At 61.9% G+C, this 18,627-nt stretch carries 16 protein-coding genes; 7 read left to right on the forward strand and 9 right to left on the reverse strand.

The features are described from left to right. Positions 1 to 7: 7 nt before the first annotated feature. Both LIY45_RS05365 and LIY45_RS05370 read right to left on the reverse strand, forming a co-directional pair. On the reverse strand, positions 8 to 757 hold the full coding sequence (locus LIY45_RS05365; protein ID WP_226475588.1) for an enoyl-CoA hydratase-related protein: 750 nt from the start codon (positions 755 to 757) through the stop codon (positions 8 to 10). A 30-nt stretch (positions 758 to 787) separates the two neighbouring features. Continuing rightward, positions 788 to 1,720: an iron-sulfur-binding ferredoxin reductase gene (locus LIY45_RS05370; RefSeq protein WP_226475589.1), complete on the reverse strand. Its 933-nt coding sequence runs from the start codon at positions 1,718 to 1,720 to the stop codon at positions 788 to 790. 298 nt (positions 1,721 to 2,018) lie between these two features. Between LIY45_RS05370 and LIY45_RS05375 the strand changes: the two genes are divergently transcribed. The 4 genes from LIY45_RS05375 to LIY45_RS05390 all read left to right on the forward strand — a co-directional run bounded on the left by LIY45_RS05375 (position 2,019) and on the right by LIY45_RS05390 (position 8,458). Beyond that, the gene (locus LIY45_RS05375; protein ID WP_003214142.1) at positions 2,019 to 3,542 is read left to right on the forward strand and encodes a fumarate hydratase; all 1,524 of its coding nucleotides are present in this window, start codon (positions 2,019 to 2,021) and stop codon (positions 3,540 to 3,542) included. Positions 3,543 to 3,757: 215 nt separating this feature from the next. After that, positions 3,758 to 5,524, forward strand: coding sequence for an ATP-binding protein (locus LIY45_RS05380; protein ID WP_226475590.1), 1,767 nt, complete (start codon positions 3,758 to 3,760; stop codon positions 5,522 to 5,524). Continuing rightward, complete coding sequence (locus tag LIY45_RS05385; protein ID WP_226475591.1) at positions 5,518 to 6,849, forward strand: sigma-54 dependent transcriptional regulator; 1,332 nt, start codon at positions 5,518 to 5,520, stop codon at positions 6,847 to 6,849. The genes LIY45_RS05380 and LIY45_RS05385 overlap by 7 nt, the downstream gene beginning before the upstream one ends. A 289-nt stretch (positions 6,850 to 7,138) precedes the next feature. Next, positions 7,139 to 8,458 (forward strand): MFS transporter, encoded by a 1,320-nt coding sequence (locus tag LIY45_RS05390; RefSeq protein ID WP_226475592.1) that lies wholly within the window; start codon positions 7,139 to 7,141, stop codon positions 8,456 to 8,458. A 63-nt stretch (positions 8,459 to 8,521) separates the two neighbouring features. On the opposite strand, the gene LIY45_RS05395 is transcribed toward LIY45_RS05390, so the two are convergent. After that, on the reverse strand, positions 8,522 to 9,277 hold the full coding sequence (locus tag LIY45_RS05395) for a membrane protein (protein ID WP_010169988.1): 756 nt from the start codon (positions 9,275 to 9,277) through the stop codon (positions 8,522 to 8,524). A 196-nt stretch (positions 9,278 to 9,473) separates the two neighbouring features. On the opposite strand from LIY45_RS05395, the gene LIY45_RS05400 reads away from it, so the two are divergent. Next, the gene (locus tag LIY45_RS05400; protein WP_226475593.1) at positions 9,474 to 10,106 is read left to right on the forward strand and encodes a flavin reductase family protein; all 633 of its coding nucleotides are present in this window, start codon (positions 9,474 to 9,476) and stop codon (positions 10,104 to 10,106) included. Positions 10,107 to 10,247: 141 nt separating this feature from the next. Here LIY45_RS05400 and LIY45_RS05405 read toward each other — a convergent pair whose 3' ends face one another. Both LIY45_RS05405 and LIY45_RS05410 read right to left on the reverse strand, forming a co-directional pair. Continuing rightward, positions 10,248 to 10,496, reverse strand: a complete 249-nt coding sequence (locus LIY45_RS05405) for a hypothetical protein (protein ID WP_226475594.1) — start codon at positions 10,494 to 10,496, stop codon at positions 10,248 to 10,250. Between the two features lie 43 nt (positions 10,497 to 10,539). Next, the gene (locus LIY45_RS05410) at positions 10,540 to 10,881 is read right to left on the reverse strand and encodes an antibiotic biosynthesis monooxygenase family protein (RefSeq protein WP_226475595.1); all 342 of its coding nucleotides are present in this window, start codon (positions 10,879 to 10,881) and stop codon (positions 10,540 to 10,542) included. A gap of 326 nt (positions 10,882 to 11,207) precedes the next feature. Between LIY45_RS05410 and LIY45_RS05415 the strand changes: the two genes are divergently transcribed. After that, a complete protein-coding gene (locus LIY45_RS05415) occupies positions 11,208 to 12,137 on the forward strand; it encodes an AraC family transcriptional regulator (RefSeq protein ID WP_226475596.1) in 930 nt (309 codons plus the stop codon). 152 nt (positions 12,138 to 12,289) lie between these two features. Here the strand turns inward: LIY45_RS05415 and LIY45_RS05420 are convergent, their stop codons facing one another. The 4 genes from LIY45_RS05420 to edd all read right to left on the reverse strand — a co-directional run bounded on the left by LIY45_RS05420 (position 12,290) and on the right by edd (position 17,400). Next, the gene (locus LIY45_RS05420; RefSeq protein WP_003214126.1) at positions 12,290 to 13,759 is read right to left on the reverse strand and encodes an ATP-binding protein; all 1,470 of its coding nucleotides are present in this window, start codon (positions 13,757 to 13,759) and stop codon (positions 12,290 to 12,292) included. After that, positions 13,749 to 14,480 carry a response regulator transcription factor gene (locus tag LIY45_RS05425; RefSeq protein WP_003214124.1) on the reverse strand — a complete coding sequence of 244 codons (732 nt, stop codon included), beginning with the start codon at positions 14,478 to 14,480 and terminating at the stop codon, positions 13,749 to 13,751. The genes LIY45_RS05420 and LIY45_RS05425 overlap by 11 nt, the downstream gene beginning before the upstream one ends. A 140-nt stretch (positions 14,481 to 14,620) precedes the next feature. After that, positions 14,621 to 15,577: a glucokinase gene (locus LIY45_RS05430; RefSeq protein ID WP_226475597.1), complete on the reverse strand. Its 957-nt coding sequence runs from the start codon at positions 15,575 to 15,577 to the stop codon at positions 14,621 to 14,623. Continuing rightward, positions 15,574 to 17,400, reverse strand: coding sequence for a phosphogluconate dehydratase (gene edd / locus LIY45_RS05435; protein ID WP_093205618.1), 1,827 nt, complete (start codon positions 17,398 to 17,400; stop codon positions 15,574 to 15,576). Before edd ends, LIY45_RS05430 begins: the two co-directional genes overlap by 4 nt. Positions 17,401 to 17,621: 221 nt before the next feature. Here edd and gap point away from each other — a divergent pair, with 221 nt between their 5' ends. Further along, entirely contained in the window at positions 17,622 to 18,623 is a 1,002-nt protein-coding gene (gene gap, locus LIY45_RS05440) for a type I glyceraldehyde-3-phosphate dehydrogenase (protein ID WP_003214117.1), read from the forward strand. Positions 18,624 to 18,627: the final 4 nt, after the last annotated feature.

Raw genomic sequence — 18,627 nt, forward strand, 5'->3', positions numbered from 1 at the left:
CGCCCATTCATCGCCGAACGATAAACCCCGACAACGCCGCAATCGCTTCCGGCGACTTCAACCGCTGGGTAAACAACGCCCCCTCCTCCTCGATCACCTTGCGCAACTGCTCGCGATCGACGCTTTTCATCAGATGCTTGCTGACCTGCACCGCACCCGGCGCCAGGGTCTCAAACCGTCCAGCGACTTCCCGCGCCTTGGCCAGGGCCGATTCACCGCTGCCCAATGCCTCAGTGGCAATGCCCCAAGCGGCAGCCTGCTCGCCGGTAAAGCCTTCACCCAACAGCAATAATTCCGCCGCCTTGGCATGCCCCAGCAAACGCGGCAGAATCAAGCTGGAACCAAACTCCGGACACAACCCCAGGTTGACGAACGGCATGCGCAACCGCGCATCCCGGCTGACATACACCAGGTCACAATGCAGCAGCAGCGTCGTACCAATCCCCACCGCCACACCCGCCACGGCCGCAATCACCGGCTTGCGGCAATTGAGCAAGCTGCGCATGAAGTGAAACACCGGGCTGTCGAGATCAGCCGGCGGTTGTTCCAGGAAGTCGCCAATATCATTACCGGCGGTGAAACACTCGCTGCTGCCCTGGATCAACACCGCGTTGACGCGGGTATCGGCATCCGCCTGCTCCAGCGCCTCGGCCAATTGGCTGTACATGGCGCGGGTCAGGGCGTTTTTCTTGTCCGGGCGGTTGAGCTGCAGGATCAGCAACCCGCGTTCGCGTTGCTGCAGGATGGCATCGGTCATGGCAAATCTCGCGGCTGGAAAATTCAGCGCTCAACCACGGGGCAGGAACACATCGGCCAGCAGTTGATTACGCGGCAGTCCGGCCAGGAACAGGCGCTTGGAGAAGGCCTCGACGCTGGCAGGGTGCCCGCAGAGTAAGGCCAGAGTTTGCCGGGAAACAAGCCGCAGTTGCGCCAAAGCGTCAGTCGACCCGGCCGCCGTCCATAGCTCAACCGTCACGTTCGGATGGGCCGCAGCCAGCTGCGCCAGCGGCTCGGCCAGATAATGACCGCCAGCGTCATGGGCCAGATGAATGACCCGGATGGCGCCTTGGTGATCCTGGCGCAAGGCCTCACGTAACACGCCCCACAACGGGCCAAGCCCGGTGCCCGAGGCCAGCAGCCAAAGCGGTCGGGATTGCCAGTCGGGGTCGTACTGCAACGCCCCGCCCCGCAGTTCGCCCAAGCGCAGGTTGTCACCGGCCTTGAACTGGCGGGCGGCGTCGCTGAACTCGCCGGGCAGGCGGCAATCGATGTGAAATTCGAGAAACGGATCGTCCTGGGGCAGGCTGGCCAATGAGTACGGCCGCGCAATGCTGCCCGCCCAGAGCACCAGATGCTGCCCCGCCCGGTAGCGCAAGCCGCGCTCGGGGTGCAGCCGCAGGCGCAGTACGTTCGGGGTCAACCAATCGACGCTCTGGACCGTCGCCGGCAATCCATCACGCAGCGGATCAAAGGCTTCGACCTGCAAGTCACCCGTCACCTGGCACTGGCAGGCCAGGCGCCAGCCGTCCTGGCGTTGCGCCGGGCTCAGGGCATCCGGTTGATTGTCCTGAAGGTCACCCTGGCAACGCACCAGGCAGGCATGGCAGCTGCCGGCGCGGCAGCTGTAGGGCACGGCCACACCTGCCTGATTCAGGGCATCCAGCAAGTTGCTGCCGGCGGCTACCGACCAGTGGCGTTCGCCGACGTGAAGTTCAGGCATAAAACTCTTCAACTGTAGGAGCGAGCTTGCTCGCGAAGGTCGCTAACGATAACGCGGGCGGCCTGACGAAACCCACCAGATTCACGTTTTTCGCGAGCCAGCTCGCTCCTACAGTGAACCGGGACCGGCATTCATGACCATAGTCGGGTGTATCGGCCACCGCGGCGGGTTATACTGCCGCGCCTTTTTAGCGTCGCGCCTGCACCACTTTGGCGTGCCTTGGAAAGGTGGCTTCAGCCGACCGATGCAACACTGACGCCACCTTTATTGAATGTTCCCTTATAGAGGAGCGCGACTCATGACCGTGATCAAGCAAGACGACCTGATTCAGAGCGTTGCCGACGCCCTGCAATTCATTTCCTATTACCATCCCGTTGACTTCATCCAGGCGATGCACGAGGCCTACCTGCGCGAAGAGTCGCCAGCGGCCCGTGACTCCATGGCACAGATCCTGATCAACTCGCGCATGTGTGCCACCGGCCACCGCCCGATCTGCCAGGACACCGGGATTGTCACCGTATTCGTACGTGTCGGCATGGACGTGCGCTGGGATGGCGCCACCATGAGCCTGGACGACATGATCAACCAAGGCGTGCGCCAGGCGTACAACCTGCCGGAAAACGTGCTGCGGGCCTCGATCCTCGCCGACCCGGCCGGTGCGCGTAAAAACACCAAGGACAACACCCCGGCCGTGATCCACTACTCCATCGTCCCGGGTAACACCGTGGAAGTGGACGTGGCCGCCAAAGGCGGTGGTTCCGAGAACAAGTCGAAAATGGCCATGCTCAACCCGTCCGACTCGATCGTCGACTGGGTGCTCAAGACCGTTCCGACCATGGGCGCCGGCTGGTGCCCACCGGGCATGCTCGGCATTGGCATCGGCGGCACCGCCGAGAAGGCCGCCGTGATGGCCAAGGAAGTGTTGATGGAATCCATCGACATCCACGAGCTGAAGAAGCGCGGCCCGTCCAACCGCATCGAAGAGATGCGCCTGGAGCTGTTCGAGAAGGTCAACCAACTGGGCATCGGCGCCCAGGGCCTGGGTGGCCTGACCACCGTACTCGACGTGAAAATCATGGACTACCCGACCCACGCGGCCTCGCTGCCGGTGTGCATGATCCCCAACTGCGCCGCCACCCGTCACGCGCACTTCGTGCTCGACGGCTCGGGCCCTGCGTCGCTGGAAGCACCACCGCTGGACGCCTACCCCGAAATCGTCTGGGAAGCCGGCCCGTCGGCCCGTCGCGTCAACCTCGACACCCTGACCCCGGAAGACGTACAGAGCTGGAAGCCGGGCGAAACCGTACTGCTCAACGGCAAGATGCTCACTGGTCGCGACGCGGCGCACAAGCGCATGGTCGAGATGCTGAACAAGGGCGAAACCCTGCCGGTGGACCTCAAGGGTCGCTTCATTTACTACGTCGGCCCGGTTGATCCGGTACGCGAAGAAGTGGTGGGGCCTGCCGGTCCGACCACCGCCACGCGGATGGACAAGTTCACCCGCCAGATCCTCGAGCAAACCGGCCTGTTGGGCATGATCGGCAAATCCGAGCGCGGTCCGACCGCTATCGAAGCGATCAAGGACCACAAAGCGGTTTACCTGATGGCAGTGGGCGGCGCGGCTTACCTGGTGGCCCAAGCCATCAAGAAATCCCGCGTCGTGGCGTTCGCCGAGCTGGGTATGGAAGCGATCTACGAGTTCGACGTGAAAGACATGCCGGTTACCGTTGCAGTGGATAGCAAGGGCGAGTCGGTACACATCACCGGTCCTGCCATCTGGCAGAAAAAGATCAGTGAAAGCCTGGCGGTAGAGGTGCAGTAAGCCTTACCCTGCAGGATGAAAGGCGACCACTACGGTCGCCTTTTTTTGTGCCATGCACCGCTCACTGTGGCGAGGGAGCTTGCTCCCGCTCCAGTGCGCAGCGCTCCCATTTTTTTGGGGCCACTACGCGCCCCAGCGGGAGCAAGCTCCCTCGCCACAACAGCCATGCGCCTCATGCTATGGTGCTCGCCCCCAATTGCACTGTTCATCCTCGAATGATCGCGATTCCCCGGCCTTTGCGTTTGACCTTCTACTCCCTGCTGATCATCGCCGGTGCGATGCTGGCTGCCGCCCTGGCCACCCGCCATGCCGAACGCCTGGCCCTGGTGGATGACGCCGCCCGCGCCAATCAGCAGCTCATGCTTTATGGCAACTCCCTGCACACCCTGATCGAACGCTACCGCGCCCTGCCCGCCGTGCTGGCCCTGGACTCGGAAATGATCAGCGCCTTGAAGGGCCCGCTGGACACCGCCACCCAAGACTTGCTCAACCGCAAGCTGGAGCGCATCAACGGCGCCGCCCAGTCTTCCACCCTGGAACTGATGGATCGCAATGGCCTGGCCGTGGCCGCCAGCAACTGGAACCTGCCCAGCAGTTATGTAGGGCACAACTATGCGTTTCGCCCCTACTTCAGCCAGACCGTGAGCCAGGGTACCGGGCGGTTTTATGCCGTGGGGGTGACCACCGGGATTCCGGGGTATTTCCTCTCCAGCGCGGTGGTCGGCGAGAACGAACAGTTCCTCGGCGCCATGGTGGTCAAGCTGGAGTTCCCGGAACTGGAACGCGAGTGGGCCCAAGGCAATGACCTGCTGCTGGTCAGCGATGCCCGGGGCATTGTGTTTATCGCCAACCAGCCAGGCTGGCGCTACCGCGCGCTGCGTCCGTTGTCGGACAGCGACCACGCCGAACTCAAGGCCACTCGCCAATACGACAAGAAACAGCTGCTGCCGCTGGACGCCGAAGCGTTGCAGCGCTTTGACGAGAACAGCCACCTGATGCGCGTCGACGGCCCCGATGGCAAGGCCAACTACATCTGGGAATCCCTGCCGCTGAAAGCCGAAGGCTGGACCCTGCACCTGTTGCGCAAACCACAGGTTGCCGTTGAGGACCAACGCAACGCTGGCCTCGCCGCCGCCGGTTCGTGGCTGGCGCTGGTGTTCCTGGTGCTGTTCCTGACCCAGCGCTGGCGCCTCGCCCGCCTGCGCCAGCGCAGCCGTGAAGAACTTGAACAGTTGGTGGAGGAACGCACCCGCGCCCTGCGCACCGCCCAGGATGGTTTGGTGCAGTCCGCCAAACTGGCGGCGCTGGGGCAAATGTCCGCAGCCCTGGCCCACGAAATCAACCAGCCACTGACCGCCCAACGCATGCAGTTGGCGACCCTGCGGCTGCTGCTGGATCACGGCCGGGTGGACGACGCCTACCAGGCCCTGACCCCGCTGGATGACATGCTCACCCGCATGGCCGCCCTCACCGGCCACCTCAAGACCTTCGCCCGCAAGAGCCCCAGCGGCCTGCGCGAACGCCTCGACCTGGCGACGGTGGTGGACCAGTCCCTGCACTTGCTCGATGCGCGCCTGCGTGACGAGGCCATCGGCACCGTACTGGACCTTACCCGTCCGGCCTGGGTACGCGGCGACGCGATCCGCCTGGAACAGGTGCTGATCAACCTGCTGCGCAACGCCCTCGACGCCATGGCCGACAAGCCGCGCAAACGCCTGGAAATCCGCCTGCATGCCGATCAACAGCTGTGGTGCCTGACCGTCAGCGACAGCGGCGGCGGGATTGCCGAGGAACACCTCAACAGCGTGTTCGACCCGTTCTTCACCACTAAGCCGGTGGGCGACGGGCTCGGCTTGGGGCTCGCCGTGTCGTACGCTATCGTCCACGAACTCGGCGGTCGCCTGAGCGCCGGCAATCACGGTGACGGGGCGATCTTTACCCTGACCTTGCCTATCGCGCTGGAGACGCCAGACCTATGTTGAACGCGGTGATTGTGGTCGATGACGAAGCCAGCATTCGCACGGCCGTCGAGCAATGGCTGAGCCTGTCGGGCTTTGAGGTGCAGCTGTTCAGCCGCGCCGAAGAATGCCTGGCGCAATTGCCCAGGGACTTTCCCGGGGTGATCCTGAGTGACGTGCGCATGCCCGGCCTCAGTGGCCTGGAGTTGCTGGCTGACGTGCAGCGGCGCGACGCCGACCTGCCGGTGATTCTGCTCACCGGCCACGGCGATGTGCCGATGGCCGTCGAAGCCATGCGCGACGGTGCCTACGACTTCCTCGAAAAACCCTTCAGCCCCGAGGCCCTGCTCAGCAGCCTGCGCCGGGCGCTGGACAAGCGCGGGCTGGTGCTGGAAAACCGCCGCCTGCATCAACAGGCCGATCACCGGGCCCAACTGGAATCGAGCCTGCTGGGGGTGTCCCGCGGTTTGCAGAACCTGCGCCGGCAAGTGCTGGACCTGGCGGGCTTGCCGGTGAATGTGTTGATTCGTGGCGAAACCGGCAGCGGCAAGGAACTGGTCGCCCGTTGCCTGCATGATTTCGGCCCCCGGGCGAAGAAGCCATTTGTGGCGCTGAACTGCGCGGCGATTCCCGAGCAGCTGTTTGAGGCCGAGCTGTTCGGCCATGAAAGTGGCGCGTTCACCGGCGCCCAGGGCAAGCGTATCGGCAAGCTGGAATACGCCGACGGCGGCACTCTGTTTCTCGACGAGATTGAAAGCATGCCCCTGGCCCAGCAGGTGAAATTACTGCGGGTGTTGCAGGAGCAAAAACTCGAACGGCTCGGTTCCAATCAAAGCATCAAGGTGGACTTGCGGATCATCGCTGCCACCAAGCCGGACCTGCTGGATGAAGCCCGGGCCGGGCGTTTTCGTGAGGATTTGGCCTACCGCCTCACCGTCGCGCAACTGCGCCTGCCACCGTTGCGGGAGCGCCGGGAAGACATTCCGCTGCTGTTCGAGCACTTTGCACAAAGCGCCGCCGAACGCCTGGGCCGCAGCTTCGCGCCGTTGAGCGGACCGGCGCTGGGCCGCCTGCTCAGCCATGACTGGCCGGGTAACGTGCGGGAGCTGGCCAACGTCGCTGAACGCCAAGTACTGGGGCTGGGTGAACCGGAACCGGAAGGCATCGAAGCCGAAGCCGGGCAATCGTTGGCGGCCCAGCAGGAAGCCTTTGAAGCCCATTGCCTGAAAGCCGCACTGACCCGGCACAAAGGCGATATCAAGGCGGTGCTGGCCGAGCTGCAACTGCCCCGGCGCACCTTCAATGAAAAAATGCAGCGCCATGGCTTGGCGCGGGACGCGTTCCTCTAACCCGATCATTCCCACGCTCCGCGTGGGAATGCAGCTCTGGACGCTCCGCGTCCGCCCTTAAAATCGTGACGCGGAGCGTCACAGGATGCGCTCCCACGCAGAGCGTGGGAGCGATCGTCGTCGGCGGATTTCCGCTCATCCCCCTTGATTCATCAGCAATTTTCCGCTCAAAAATTTCCGCAAACCCTTCTAGACCGGGCCTTCACCTGTTTGGCACAGCTCCTGCTATAGCCCAGCCAGACTGCGCTTGGGCGCGCTCCACAAAAACAATTAGATGAAGGATCCTTAAATGGATAACTCCAACTCCCTGCCTCTGGGGTCGGCGGCTGCGCCGGCAAAAGGACGCACCACCTCCAGCCGTATCAGGTCGATCTTCAGCGGATCGGTCGGCAACATGGTCGAGTGGTACGACTGGTACGTCTACGCGGCTTTCTCCCTGTATTTCGCCAAGACCTTTTTCCCGAAAGGCGACACCACCGCCCAACTCCTGAACACCGCCGCGATCTTCGCCGTGGGCTTCCTGATGCGCCCGATCGGTGGCTGGCTGATGGGCCTGTACGCCGACAAGGTCGGGCGTAAAAAGGCCTTGATGGCCTCGGTGTACCTGATGTGCTTCGGCTCGTTGCTGATTGCCCTGAGCCCGGGTTATGAAGCCATTGGTATCGGTGCGCCGATCCTGCTGGTATTCGCCCGCTTACTGCAGGGGCTGTCGGTCGGGGGCGAATACGGCACCTCCGCCACTTACCTCAGCGAGATGGCGACCAAGGAACGTCGCGGCTTCTACTCCAGCTTCCAGTACGTGACCCTGATCTCTGGCCAGCTCATCGCGCTGGCGGTACTGATCGTGCTGCAACAATTGCTGACCACCGAGCAGTTGTACGACTGGGGCTGGCGTATCCCGTTCGCCATCGGTGCCCTGTGTGCGGTAGTGGCGCTGTACCTGCGTCGCGGCATGGAAGAAACCGAGTCGTTCACCAAAAAAGAAAAAGCCAAGGAAAGCGCGATGCGCACCTTGATGCGCCACCCCAAGGAACTGATGACCGTGGTCGGCCTGACCATGGGCGGCACCCTGGCGTTCTACACCTACACCACCTACATGCAGAAATACCTGGTGAACACCGTCGGCATGAGCATCTCCGACTCCACCACCATTTCGGCCGCCACGCTGTTCCTGTTCATGTGCCTGCAACCCATCATCGGCGGGCTTTCGGACAAGGTTGGCCGCCGGCCAATCCTGATCGCCTTCGGCGTCCTCGGCACGCTGTTCACGGTGCCGATCCTCACCACCCTGCACACCATCCAGACCTGGTGGGGCGCGTTCTTCCTGATCATGGCGGCGCTGATCATCGTCAGCGGCTACACCTCGATCAACGCCGTGGTGAAGGCGGAACTGTTCCCCACCGAAATCCGCGCCCTGGGCGTTGGCTTGCCCTATGCACTGACCGTGTCGATCTTCGGTGGTACCGCCGAATACATCGCGCTGTGGTTCAAGAGCATCGGCATGGAAACCGGTTACTACTGGTACGTGACGGCCTGTATTGCGGTATCGCTGATGGTGTATGTGACCATGAAGGACACCCGCAAACATTCGCGGATCACCACGGACTAAGGGTTCGGCAGGCGTAAAAAAGGGGCCATGTCAGTCAATGACATGGCCCCTTTTTCATGGGACTCAAGACAGCTCGGCAACCGCCTGGCGCCCATAACGGCGTTGGGCATACGCCGCACCGGCGATCATCACCACCAGCACTGCCGCCAACACCGCCGACGAACCGATGGTGCCAAAGTCCAGCCCGCCCTTTTCATGGGGTTTGGTCAGGAAGTCACCCAGGGTGGCGCCGAACGGCCGGGTCAGCACAAACGCCACCCAGAACAGCAGCACCGACGAAATCCGCGTGAAGTATTTCAGCAACACCACCACCGCGATACTCGCGCCGATCAGCAAGGCGCCACCGGCAAACCCGAGCCCGGAATCGTCTGCCAGGAAATCCCCCAGCGCCGTGCCCAGGGTGTTGGAGAACAGGATCGCCATCCAGTAGAACAGCTCACCGCGAAAGGTCTGGACCTTGTTCACGTTCAGCGAATCGCCGCTGATACGCCACAGGGCAAAGATCGCCACCAGGATCGACACCAGAATCATCGACCCCGTGGCATAACCCAACCCGAGCGTGCGGTCCATAAAGTCGGACATGGTGGTGCCGGCGGTGCTGGTGGACAGGATCACGATCCAGTACAGCACCGGGTTGTAGGTTTTCGACCAGAGTTGCGTCACCAGGGTGACCAGGAACACGCTGATCAGGATCATCGAGCTGATGGCATAACCGACATTCAAGGTCATCGACAGCAAGTCCCCGGCGGTTTCGCCCAGGGTCGTGGCGCAGATTTTCATGACCCAGAACGCCAGGGTGATCTGAGGAAGTTTGTTCATTGTGCAGAAGGCTCCAAAGGCTCAGTCTTTCAATCGATCGACTTATCAGGGGGTGTCGACCTGGCGCGCAGACTGAACCGGAAGCTGTGAAAAATAGGTGGGGGCTGTATGAAAATTCCATATGGATGATAGAAATCCGCCGCGCTGGATTGCACTATGGTGCCCTCCCCAGAACCGCGCAGCAGGAACCCCGGCCATGTCCGACGATATTCATTTCTACGAACCCGCCAACGGCCACGGCCTGCCCCATGACCCGTTCAACGCCATCGTCGGCCCGCGCCCGATTGGCTGGATTTCGTCCCAGGACCGCGAAGGCCGCCTGAACCTGGCGCCCTACAGTTTCTTCAACGCCTTCAACTACATTCCGCCGATCATTGGGTTCTCCAGCGTCGGGCGCAAAGACAGCCTGAACAACATCGAACAGACCGGCGAATTCGCGTGGAACCTGGCCACCCGCCCGCTGGCCGAGCAGATGAACCAGAGCTGCGCGCCGGTCTCGCCCGAGGTCAACGAATTTGAATTGTCCGGCCTGACGCCGGTGGCTTCAAAAGTGATCGCCGTGCCTCGCGTGGGTGAGAGCCCGGTGTCGTTCGAGTGCAAGGTGACGCAGATCATTCAGCTGCAGCGCGCCGACAAGGCGCTGGTGCCGAGCTGGCTGGTGCTTGGCGAGGTAGTCGCAGTGCATATCGCCAAATGGCTGCTGAAAGACGGGGTGTACGACACCGCTGCCGCCGAACCGATCCTGCGTGGAGGCGGTCCGGCGGATTATTTTCAATTGGGGCCGCAAGCGCTGTTCAAAATGTACCGCCCAGGCGCCGCGCAACGCTGATTGGAATGCGATAAACATGTGGGAGCGGGCTTGCTCGCGAAGGGGGCGTGTCAGTCAATGCATAGGCCAACTGATCCACTGCATTCGCGAGCAAGCCCGCTCCCACACAAGCCCGCTTCCACATTTGGATCAGCGGTGTTTTCAGTTGGCGGAAGTTGCCCAAGAAAGCTGACCGTCTTCATCTACATCGACCAAGCGCTCCAATTGCAGAGCTGCGGCATCATCAGCGTCATCGGCGGTCTTGAATTTCTGTCCATCGAGGATCTTGTGAAAGCGCGGTGCACCCATGCCATCCAGCGCCTTGACGGCGATGGCGGCGCTATAGCCACCCTCATCTTCACGCACCAAGGCGGAAACGGCTTCGTGGTGGGCAAACTCTTTACGTGCCATGTTGCAGGTCCTGGCCAATGGGAAAGGCGGCCATTCTAAAGCACTAACCCGCCAGTTGCAGGTACTCGCCATAGGCGTTGGCCGCAGAAGCGTCGGTGAAGGTCTGGAAGTCCATGCTGCGAACCACCCCGTCATTCAACAACTCGGTGAAGACCATCAGCGCCGGCGAGCTGAAGTAGGCACTCATCGCCTGCTCGCTGCTCCAGAAGCCCGACACCAACCACACATCCGGATCGGCCAGGGAGTGCTGCAACGAGAATTGCAGGCAACCCTGAGCCTGGCGGCCCGGTTCGATCAAACTGCTCAAGCGTGCACCCAGTTCGGTGCTGTACCCGGTACGGGCACGGATAAAGGCCATATGGCTCGCGGGAATGGGGGTGGACATGTTCGACTCTCCCGTTGAGAAGTGATGCTCGGCAAGCACTGTGAGGGCGTGCTGCCACAGGATCAAAGATACGGGCGCGGGTGTGGATGCGGTTAGTCAATTCCTGCTGGCTTATTGCACAATCCTGCGAGATGCGCAGAGATAGCAATCGGCCTGCGAGTTTTATTCCCGGCATGACTGCCGTATTTCAGGGGCATGACAGCCCTCTGCTTGCCTGATTCACGATTTTTCGCAGGATCAGGCAAGGATTGTGCAGAATCGAAATACCGCTTTTTGCAAATCCGCACTTAAGCTGTGCCCATCGTCAAAGCACCAGAGGATGTCCCATGTCGTCGCCCGAACTTCGCTCCACACCCCTCGACGCCGATATGGAAAAGCAGCGTGCAGAACTCGCCGGTATCGTGCGTCGGCATACCTGGGAGGATGGTTCCTACGGCACGGCGATCACGTCGCTGTATCTCAACCGCCATAACTCCCCGCGTGAATTCACGCCGGTGCTGGTTGAGCCCGCACTGTGCATCCTCGCCCAGGGTCGCAAGGAAGTGCGTTTGGCGGATGAAGTCTTCGCCTATGACCCGCTCAATTACCTGGTGTTTTCGGTAGCGATGCCGGTGGCCGGGCGCATCCTTGATGCCACGCCGGAAGACCCCAACCTGTCGATTCGGGTGAATATCGACCCGGCACAGATCACCGCACTGATTGCCGAAGCCGGGCCGATGGGCGTGCCCCCGCGCCCGACCTCCCGAGGGATGTATGTCGACCGCCTGGACAACCAGCTACTGGACGCCGTGCTGCGCCTGACCCGATTACTGGACACGCCGAAAGACATCGCAATGCTCGCGCCGTTGATCAATCGGGAAATTCTCTACCGTTTGTTGCGTGGCCCGCAGGGTTATCGGCTGTATGAAATCGCCGTTGCCAACAGTCAGAGCCATCGGGTCAGCCAGGCGATCACCTGGCTGAACGGCAACTACGAACAACCCCTGCGCATTGATGACCTGGCCAAGGAAGTGAACCTCAGCGTCTCGACCTTGCACCACCGCTTCAAGGCGATGACCGCCATGAGCCCGTTGCAGTACCAGAAGCAGTTGCGCTTGCAGGAGGCTCGGCGGTTGATGATCGCCGAGGGCCTGGAAGCCTCGGCGGCGGGGTATCGGGTGGGCTATGAAAGCGCTTCGCAGTTCAGCCGCGAATACAGCCGGCTGTTTGGTGCACCGCCGTTGCGGGATCTGGCCCGGTTGCGCCAGAGCGTCTAACCGCAGTTGTAACGTCGGATACTAATAATGTGGCGAGGGAGCTTGCTCCCGTTGGGGCGCGAAGCGGCCCCAAAAGAGGGGACTGCTGCGCAGTCCAACGGGAGCAAGCTCCCTCGCCACAAGTACTCAATCAGCTGCGGTATGGCTGGTGTTCAATCCAGGCCACGAGGCAGTTGCAAGGTCACCCGCAAACCGCCCTCGCGCAAATTCTGCAAACTCACTTCACCGCCATGGCTGTGGGCAATGTTGCGGGCGATGCCGAGGCCCAGGCCATAACCCTGTTGCTGCCCGGCCAGGCGGAAGTGCGGTTCGAAGACCTGCTCCAGGCGCTGTTCCGGTACGCCCGGGCCTTCGTCGTCGACGTGGAGGATGAACTCCGCGCCGTCGTCTTCAATATGCAAATGGGCGTTCTGTCCGTACTTCAAGGCGTTGTCGATCAGGTTGCCGATGCAGCGCTTGAGCGCCAGCGGCTTGCCCGGGTACGTCGTGAGTGCCCGGCCATGTTGGGTTACGCGGCCATTGCCGTTGGGTGCCAGGTAGGGCTCCACCAGGCAGTCGAGCACATGGTTGAGGTCTACCGGCTCGATGTTCTCGTGGATATCCGTGTCCTTCACGCACTGCAACGCGCCTTTGACCAGCAACTCCAGCTCATCCAGGTCGCGGCCGAATTTGGCTTGCAGGTTCTCGTCTTCCAGCAATTCCACCCGCAACCGCAGGCGTGTGATGGGTGTGCGCAGGTCGTGGGAAATCGCGCTGAACAGCTGGCTGCGTTCCGTCAGGTAACGGCTGATGCGTTCGCGCATGGCATTGAACGCGCGGCCCACTTCCACCACTTCGCTGCCGCCGCCTTCGGCCACCGGCTCCACATCCGCGCCCAGGGACATGTCCCGCGCCGCCCTGGCCAGGCGCTTGAGCGGACGGCTTTGCCAGTGCACCAACAGGCCGATAAACAGCAGCAGGAAGCCGCTGGTGAGCACGATAAACCACACCTGCTGGTACGGCAGGCCTTGCTCTTCAAGGCTGGTGTAGGGCTCGGGCAGCAAGGAGGCGATGTACAGCCATTCGCCTTGGGCCAGCTGGATCTGGGTCACCAATACCGGCGGATTCACCGGCTCCAGGGTCAGCGCGTAATGCGCCCAGGAGCGCGGCAATTCATCGAGTTTCAAACCGGCATTGAAGATGCGCAGGTCTTCGGCGCTGACGAATTCCACCGAGACATGCACGTCGCTGCCTAGGGTCTGGCGCAACACTTCTTCGACCGCACCGAGCACCGCGTGCTTGCGCGGGGTTTCCGGCAACACCGCCATGTCCAGGGGCTTGTCATTGAGGGTCACCACAAACCGGGTGCCGCCCATGCTGCGCAATTGGTCCAGCACCAGCGGCCGAAAGGCCACCGGCAAGGAACGGAAGTAACTGACGCTGGCGGTCATCGAATGCGCCAGGCTGCGGGCTGCGGTGACCAGGCCTTCGAGCTGGGTAGCCCGCAGTTGCGAGACCCAGATCACGCTGGACAATGCCTGGGCAAACAGTACCGCCAACAGGGTCAGCAGTAACATCCGTCCCAGCAGCGAACGCGGCACCGGAATCCGCCGGCGCAGTTCACGCAGACGCTCAGTGGGCATTGCCGGCAACCACGCTGGCTGCCAATTGATAGCCACTGCCGCGCACGGTGCGGATCAGCCGGGGTGGTTTTTCGGTGTCCCGCAGGCGCTGTCGCAAGCGGCTGACGGCCATGTCGACAATCCGGTCCAGGGGCATCAGGTCACGGCCACGGGTGGCGTTGCCGATGGTGTCGCGGTCGAGGATTTGCTGGGGATGGTCGAGGAACAGTTTCAATAACGCGAAATCGGCACCGGAGAGAATCACTTCCTCGCCGTCAACGTGGAACAGCCGGTGGCTGACCATGTCCAGGCGCCACTCGCCAAACACCAGCACTTCGCCACCGCTGCGCTCCTGGCCAAACTGGCAACGCCGCAACAAGGCCTTGATACGGGCCTGCAGCTCACGGGGGCTGAAGGGTTTGCCGATGTAGTCGTCGGCGCCCAGTTCCAGGCCGATCACGCGGTCGGCTTCGTCGGAACTGGCGGTGAGCATGATGATCGGCACCTGCGCCTGGCGCGGGTGCTGGCGAATCCAGCGGCAGAGGCTGAAGCCGTCTTCGTCCGGCAGCATCACATCAAGGATCACCAGGTCGCACGGCGCTTCGTTCATTGCCTGGCGGAACCCCGCGCCATCCGGCACGCCGCGCACCTGGAAACCGGCGCGGCTGAGGTAGGTTTGCAGCAACTCGCGGATTTCCTGGTCGTCGTCCACCAGGAGAATGGATTTACTGATTACGCTCACGGGGTCGTCCTTGTTGTTAGGGATGGGACGGGCTTAATAATTCGTTGTTCTGGAGGGCCTCATCGCAGGCAAGCCAGCTCCCACATTTGGAATGCATTTCCCTGTGGGAGCTGGCTTGCCTGCGATGGCGCCATCACTGCCTACGCAAATGCCTGCTCCAGCGCTACACCAGCCCCGGTCAAACCGGAATACGGTGCCGTCACCAGCCACACCGGAATGCCTTTGAAGTAGTCGCTCATGCAGCCTTTGTCGCAAAAACTCTTGGCAAAACCACTCTTGATAAAGAAATCGGCAAAGCGCGGGATCACGCCACCCACGATGTACACCCCCCCACGACCGCCGGTGGTCAGCACGTTGTTACCGGCGACACGGCCCAGCCAGATACTGAACTGGTCCAGCACTTCCAGGGCAATCGGGTCGCCCGCCAGGCCAGCGGCAGTGATGGCCTCGGGGGTTTCCAGCACGGCTTCATGGCCGTCCACCGCGCAGATCGCCCGGTACAACCTCGGCAGACCGCCACCGCTCAAGGCGGTTTCAGCGCTGACGTGCCCGATCTCATTGTGGATGTGCTGCCACAGCTGGGCTTCCCGCGGGCTGCTCACCGGCAGGTCGACATGGCCGCCCTCCCCCGGCAATGCCGCCCAACGACCGTTGCCGAGGTCGAGCAAGGTGCCGACACCCAGGCCAGTGCCCGGGCCGATCACCACCGCAGGCCGCAACGGTTCCGGCGTGCCTTGGCACACCACGCGGAATTCGTCCGGCTTCAGGCGGGTCATGCCCAGGGCCATGGCCGAGAAATCATTCACCAGCAACAGCTCGTCCACCTGCAAAGTCTTGCAGAAAGCAGTCTTGCTCAGGCGCCAATGGTTGTTGGTGAATTTAAATTCATCTCCGCTCACCGGCCCGGCGACCGACAGGCACACCGCGCCAATGGAGCCGATGGCCAGGCCTTCTTCCTTCAGATAGACCCGGATCGCCTCTTCGGGGCTGGCATGATCCGCCGTCGCGTGGACGCGGATCGAATGCAGCTCCTGATCCCGCCACAACGCAAAACGGGCGTTGGTACCCCCAATATCACCGACCAGCGCAAGCTTCACTTAAGTGTCTCCAAGGCAGAGGTAAAGGCGCTGGCGCCCTGCTCTGCGGAGCTTGCGGCCAAGCGCATAAACGCAAACAGCTCGCGACCGGCCCCCACGTTATTGCCCAAAAGGCCCGTGGCAGGCGTACGCGCAGCAAATTCTTCGGCGTCCACCTTAAGCTCCAAGGTGCCTTTGACGCCATCCACGCGAATGATATCGCCATCGCGCACGCGTGCCAGTGGCCCGCCGCTCTGGGCTTCAGGGTTGACATGAATCGCGGCGGGAATCTTACCCGACGCGCCGGACATGCGCCCGTCTGTTACCAAGGCAACCTTGAAGCCACGGTCCTGCAGCACGCCGAGGAACGGCGTCATCTTGTGCAATTCCGGCATGCCGTTGGAGCGTGGGCCCTGGAAGCGCATCACTGCGACGAAGTCTTTTTCCAACTGGCCGGCCTTGAACGCATCCGCCAGGTCTTGTTGGTCCTGGAACACCACGGCCGGGGCTTCGACGATTTGATGCTCAAGGGCCACGGCGGAGACTTTCATCACCCCACGGCCGAGGTTGCCTTCCATTACCCGCAAGCCGCCTTCCGGGGAAAACGCACGGGCCACGGGGCGCAGGATGGTTTCGTCGAGGCTTTCGATCGGGCCTTCACGCCATACCAGCTCGCCGTCCACCAGGAACGGTTCCTGGGTGTAGCGGCTCAGGCCGTGACCGGCCACGGTGTTGACGTCGTTGTGGAGCAGGCCGGCTTCCAGCAGTTCGCGAATCAGGAACGACATGCCGCCCGCCGCCTGGAAGTGGTTGATATCAGCCTTGCCGTTTGGATAGACGTGGGACAGGGTCGGCACGACTTCGGAGAGGTCGGCCATGTCTTGCCACGTGAGGATGATGCCCGCCGACATGGCGATGGCCGGCATGTGCAGGGTGTGGTTGGTGGAACCGCCGGTGGCGTTGAGGGCGACGATGGAGTTGACGATGGATTTCTCATCGACGATCTCGCCGATCGGCGTGAAGTTACCGTTGGCCTTGGTCAGGCGCGTGACCTGATGCGCGGCTTCGCGGGTCAGGGCGTCACGCAGCGGCGTGTACGGGTTGACGAACGAAGCGCCCGGCAGGTGCAGGCCCATCACTTCCATCAGCAACTGGTTGGTGTTGGCGGTGCCGTAGAAGGTGCAGGTGCCCGGGCTGTGGTAGGACTTCATCTCCGATTCCAGCAGCTCTTCGCGGGTGGCCTTGCCTTCGGCGTAGCGCTGGCGCACGTCGGCTTTCTGTTTGTTGGAGATCCCCGACGGCATCGGCCCGCCCGGCACAAAGATCATCGGCAGGTGGCCGTAGCGCAGGGCGCCCATCATCAGGCCGGGGACGATCTTGTCGCAGATGCCGAGCATCAGCGCGGCGTCGAACATGTTGTGGGACAGCGCTACCGCCGTGGACATCGCGATCACTTCGCGGCTCAGCAGGCTGAGCTCCATGCCCGGCTCACCCTGGGTCACGCCGTCGCACATGGCAGGAGTGCCGCCGGCGAACTGGCCAACGGAACCGACTTCACGCAGGGCCTTTTTGATTTGCTCGGGGAAATGTTCGTACGGCTGGTGGGCCGAGAGCATGTCGTTATATGACGAAACAATTGCCACGTTGGCGGCGTTCATCATGCGCAGGCTGTTTTTGTCTTCGGTGCCGCACCCGGCCACGCCGTGGGCAAAGTTGGCGCATTGCAGCTTGCCGCGCATCGGACCGTCGCTGGCAGCGCCGCGAATGAGCGCAAGGTATGCCTCACGGGTTGCACGGCTGCGGGCGATAAGCCGTTCGGTGACCTCAAGTACGCGGGGATGCATGTATAGAACTCCAGGCTAACGGATGTGGCGACCTGAGAGTCTATGCTGGTCAAACGCCCGCCGCGAAGAGGTTGGCAGGGTGTTGCTTGACCAATCGGACCAGTTGATTCAGGTCACTCGTTGTAGATTGAACAAAATATTGCCACTAAAAAGGCTTGTTTTCTATTTTTATGCGAATAATCTTGTAATTCTTACAACAAATCGACGACAGGCACCTTCCAATGACTCTACGTATCGCTATCAATGGTTTTGGCCGTATTGGCCGAAATGTCCTGCGCGCACTTTATACCCAAGGCTACCGCCAGGATTTGCAGATCGTCGCCATCAACGATCTCGGCGACAGCTCGATCAATGCCCACCTGCTTAAATACGACACCGTCCACGGTACTTTCGATGCAGAGGTCGCCCACGATCAGGAAAGCCTGACCGTCAACGGTGACCGGATTGCCGTCAGTGCCATTCGCAACCCGGCCGACCTGCCGTGGGCTGCCCACAAGGTAGACGTGGTGTTCGAATGCACCGGTCTGTTCACCGACCGTGACAAGGCTGCCGCTCATATTACCGCCGGCGCGCGCAAGGTAATCATCTCGGCCCCGGCCAAGGGCGCCGATGCCACCGTGGTGTATGGCGTAAACCATGACATTTTGCGTCAATCCCACCAGATCATCTCCAACGCTTCCTGCACCACCAACTGCCTGGCACCGGTGGCCCAAGTGCTGCACCGCGAGCTGGGCATCGAAAGCGGCTTGATGACCACCATCCACGCCTACACCAACGACCAGAACCTGACGGACGTCTACCACACCGACCCGTACCGTGCGCGTTCGGCCACCCAGAACATGATCCCGAGCAAGACCGGCGCTGCCGAAGCCGTGGGCCTGGTGCTGCCGGAACTGGCAGGCAAGCTGACCGGCATGGCCGTGCGGGTACCGGTGATCAACGTGTCGCTGGTGGACCTCACCGTGCAACTGAAAAAAGAAGCCAGTGCCGAGCAGGTCAACGCCCTGCTTAAAGAAGCCAGCCAGCACTCGAAAATCCTCGGCTACAACACCCTGCCGCTGGTTTCCAGTGACTTCAACCATAACCCGCTGTCGTCGATTTTCGACGCCAATCACACCAAGGTCAGCGGCAAACTGCTGAAAGTGCTGGCCTGGTACGACAACGAGTGGGGCTTTTCGAACCGCATGCTGGATAACTGCCTGGCGTTGTGCAACGCCGAATAAACCC

This window comes from Pseudomonas sp. MWU16-30323, from assembly GCF_020515595.1.
GTDB classification, from domain to species: Bacteria; Pseudomonadota; Gammaproteobacteria; order Pseudomonadales; family Pseudomonadaceae; genus Aquipseudomonas; species Aquipseudomonas yamanorum.

Coding starts and splice junctions, on each gene's coding strand:
- LIY45_RS05395 (WP_010169988.1), bottom strand. CDS start 9,277: ATGAACAAACTTCCTCAGATCACCCTGGCGTTCTGGGTCATGAAAATC.
- LIY45_RS05400 (WP_226475593.1), top strand. CDS start 9,474: ATGTCCGACGATATTCATTTCTACGAACCCGCCAACGGCCACGGCCTG.
- LIY45_RS05380 (WP_226475590.1), top strand. CDS start 3,758: ATGATCGCGATTCCCCGGCCTTTGCGTTTGACCTTCTACTCCCTGCTG.
- gap (WP_003214117.1), top strand. CDS start 17,622: ATGACTCTACGTATCGCTATCAATGGTTTTGGCCGTATTGGCCGAAAT.
- LIY45_RS05415 (WP_226475596.1), top strand. CDS start 11,208: ATGTCGTCGCCCGAACTTCGCTCCACACCCCTCGACGCCGATATGGAA.
- edd (WP_093205618.1), bottom strand. CDS start 17,400: ATGCATCCCCGCGTACTTGAGGTCACCGAACGGCTTATCGCCCGCAGC.
- LIY45_RS05410 (WP_226475595.1), bottom strand. CDS start 10,881: ATGTCCACCCCCATTCCCGCGAGCCATATGGCCTTTATCCGTGCCCGT.
- LIY45_RS05375 (WP_003214142.1), top strand. CDS start 2,019: ATGACCGTGATCAAGCAAGACGACCTGATTCAGAGCGTTGCCGACGCC.
- LIY45_RS05365 (WP_226475588.1), bottom strand. CDS start 757: ATGACCGATGCCATCCTGCAGCAACGCGAACGCGGGTTGCTGATCCTG.
- LIY45_RS05385 (WP_226475591.1), top strand. CDS start 5,518: ATGTTGAACGCGGTGATTGTGGTCGATGACGAAGCCAGCATTCGCACG.
- LIY45_RS05390 (WP_226475592.1), top strand. CDS start 7,139: ATGGATAACTCCAACTCCCTGCCTCTGGGGTCGGCGGCTGCGCCGGCA.
- LIY45_RS05405 (WP_226475594.1), bottom strand. CDS start 10,496: ATGGCACGTAAAGAGTTTGCCCACCACGAAGCCGTTTCCGCCTTGGTG.
- LIY45_RS05370 (WP_226475589.1), bottom strand. CDS start 1,720: ATGCCTGAACTTCACGTCGGCGAACGCCACTGGTCGGTAGCCGCCGGC.
- LIY45_RS05420 (WP_003214126.1), bottom strand. CDS start 13,759: ATGCCCACTGAGCGTCTGCGTGAACTGCGCCGGCGGATTCCGGTGCCG.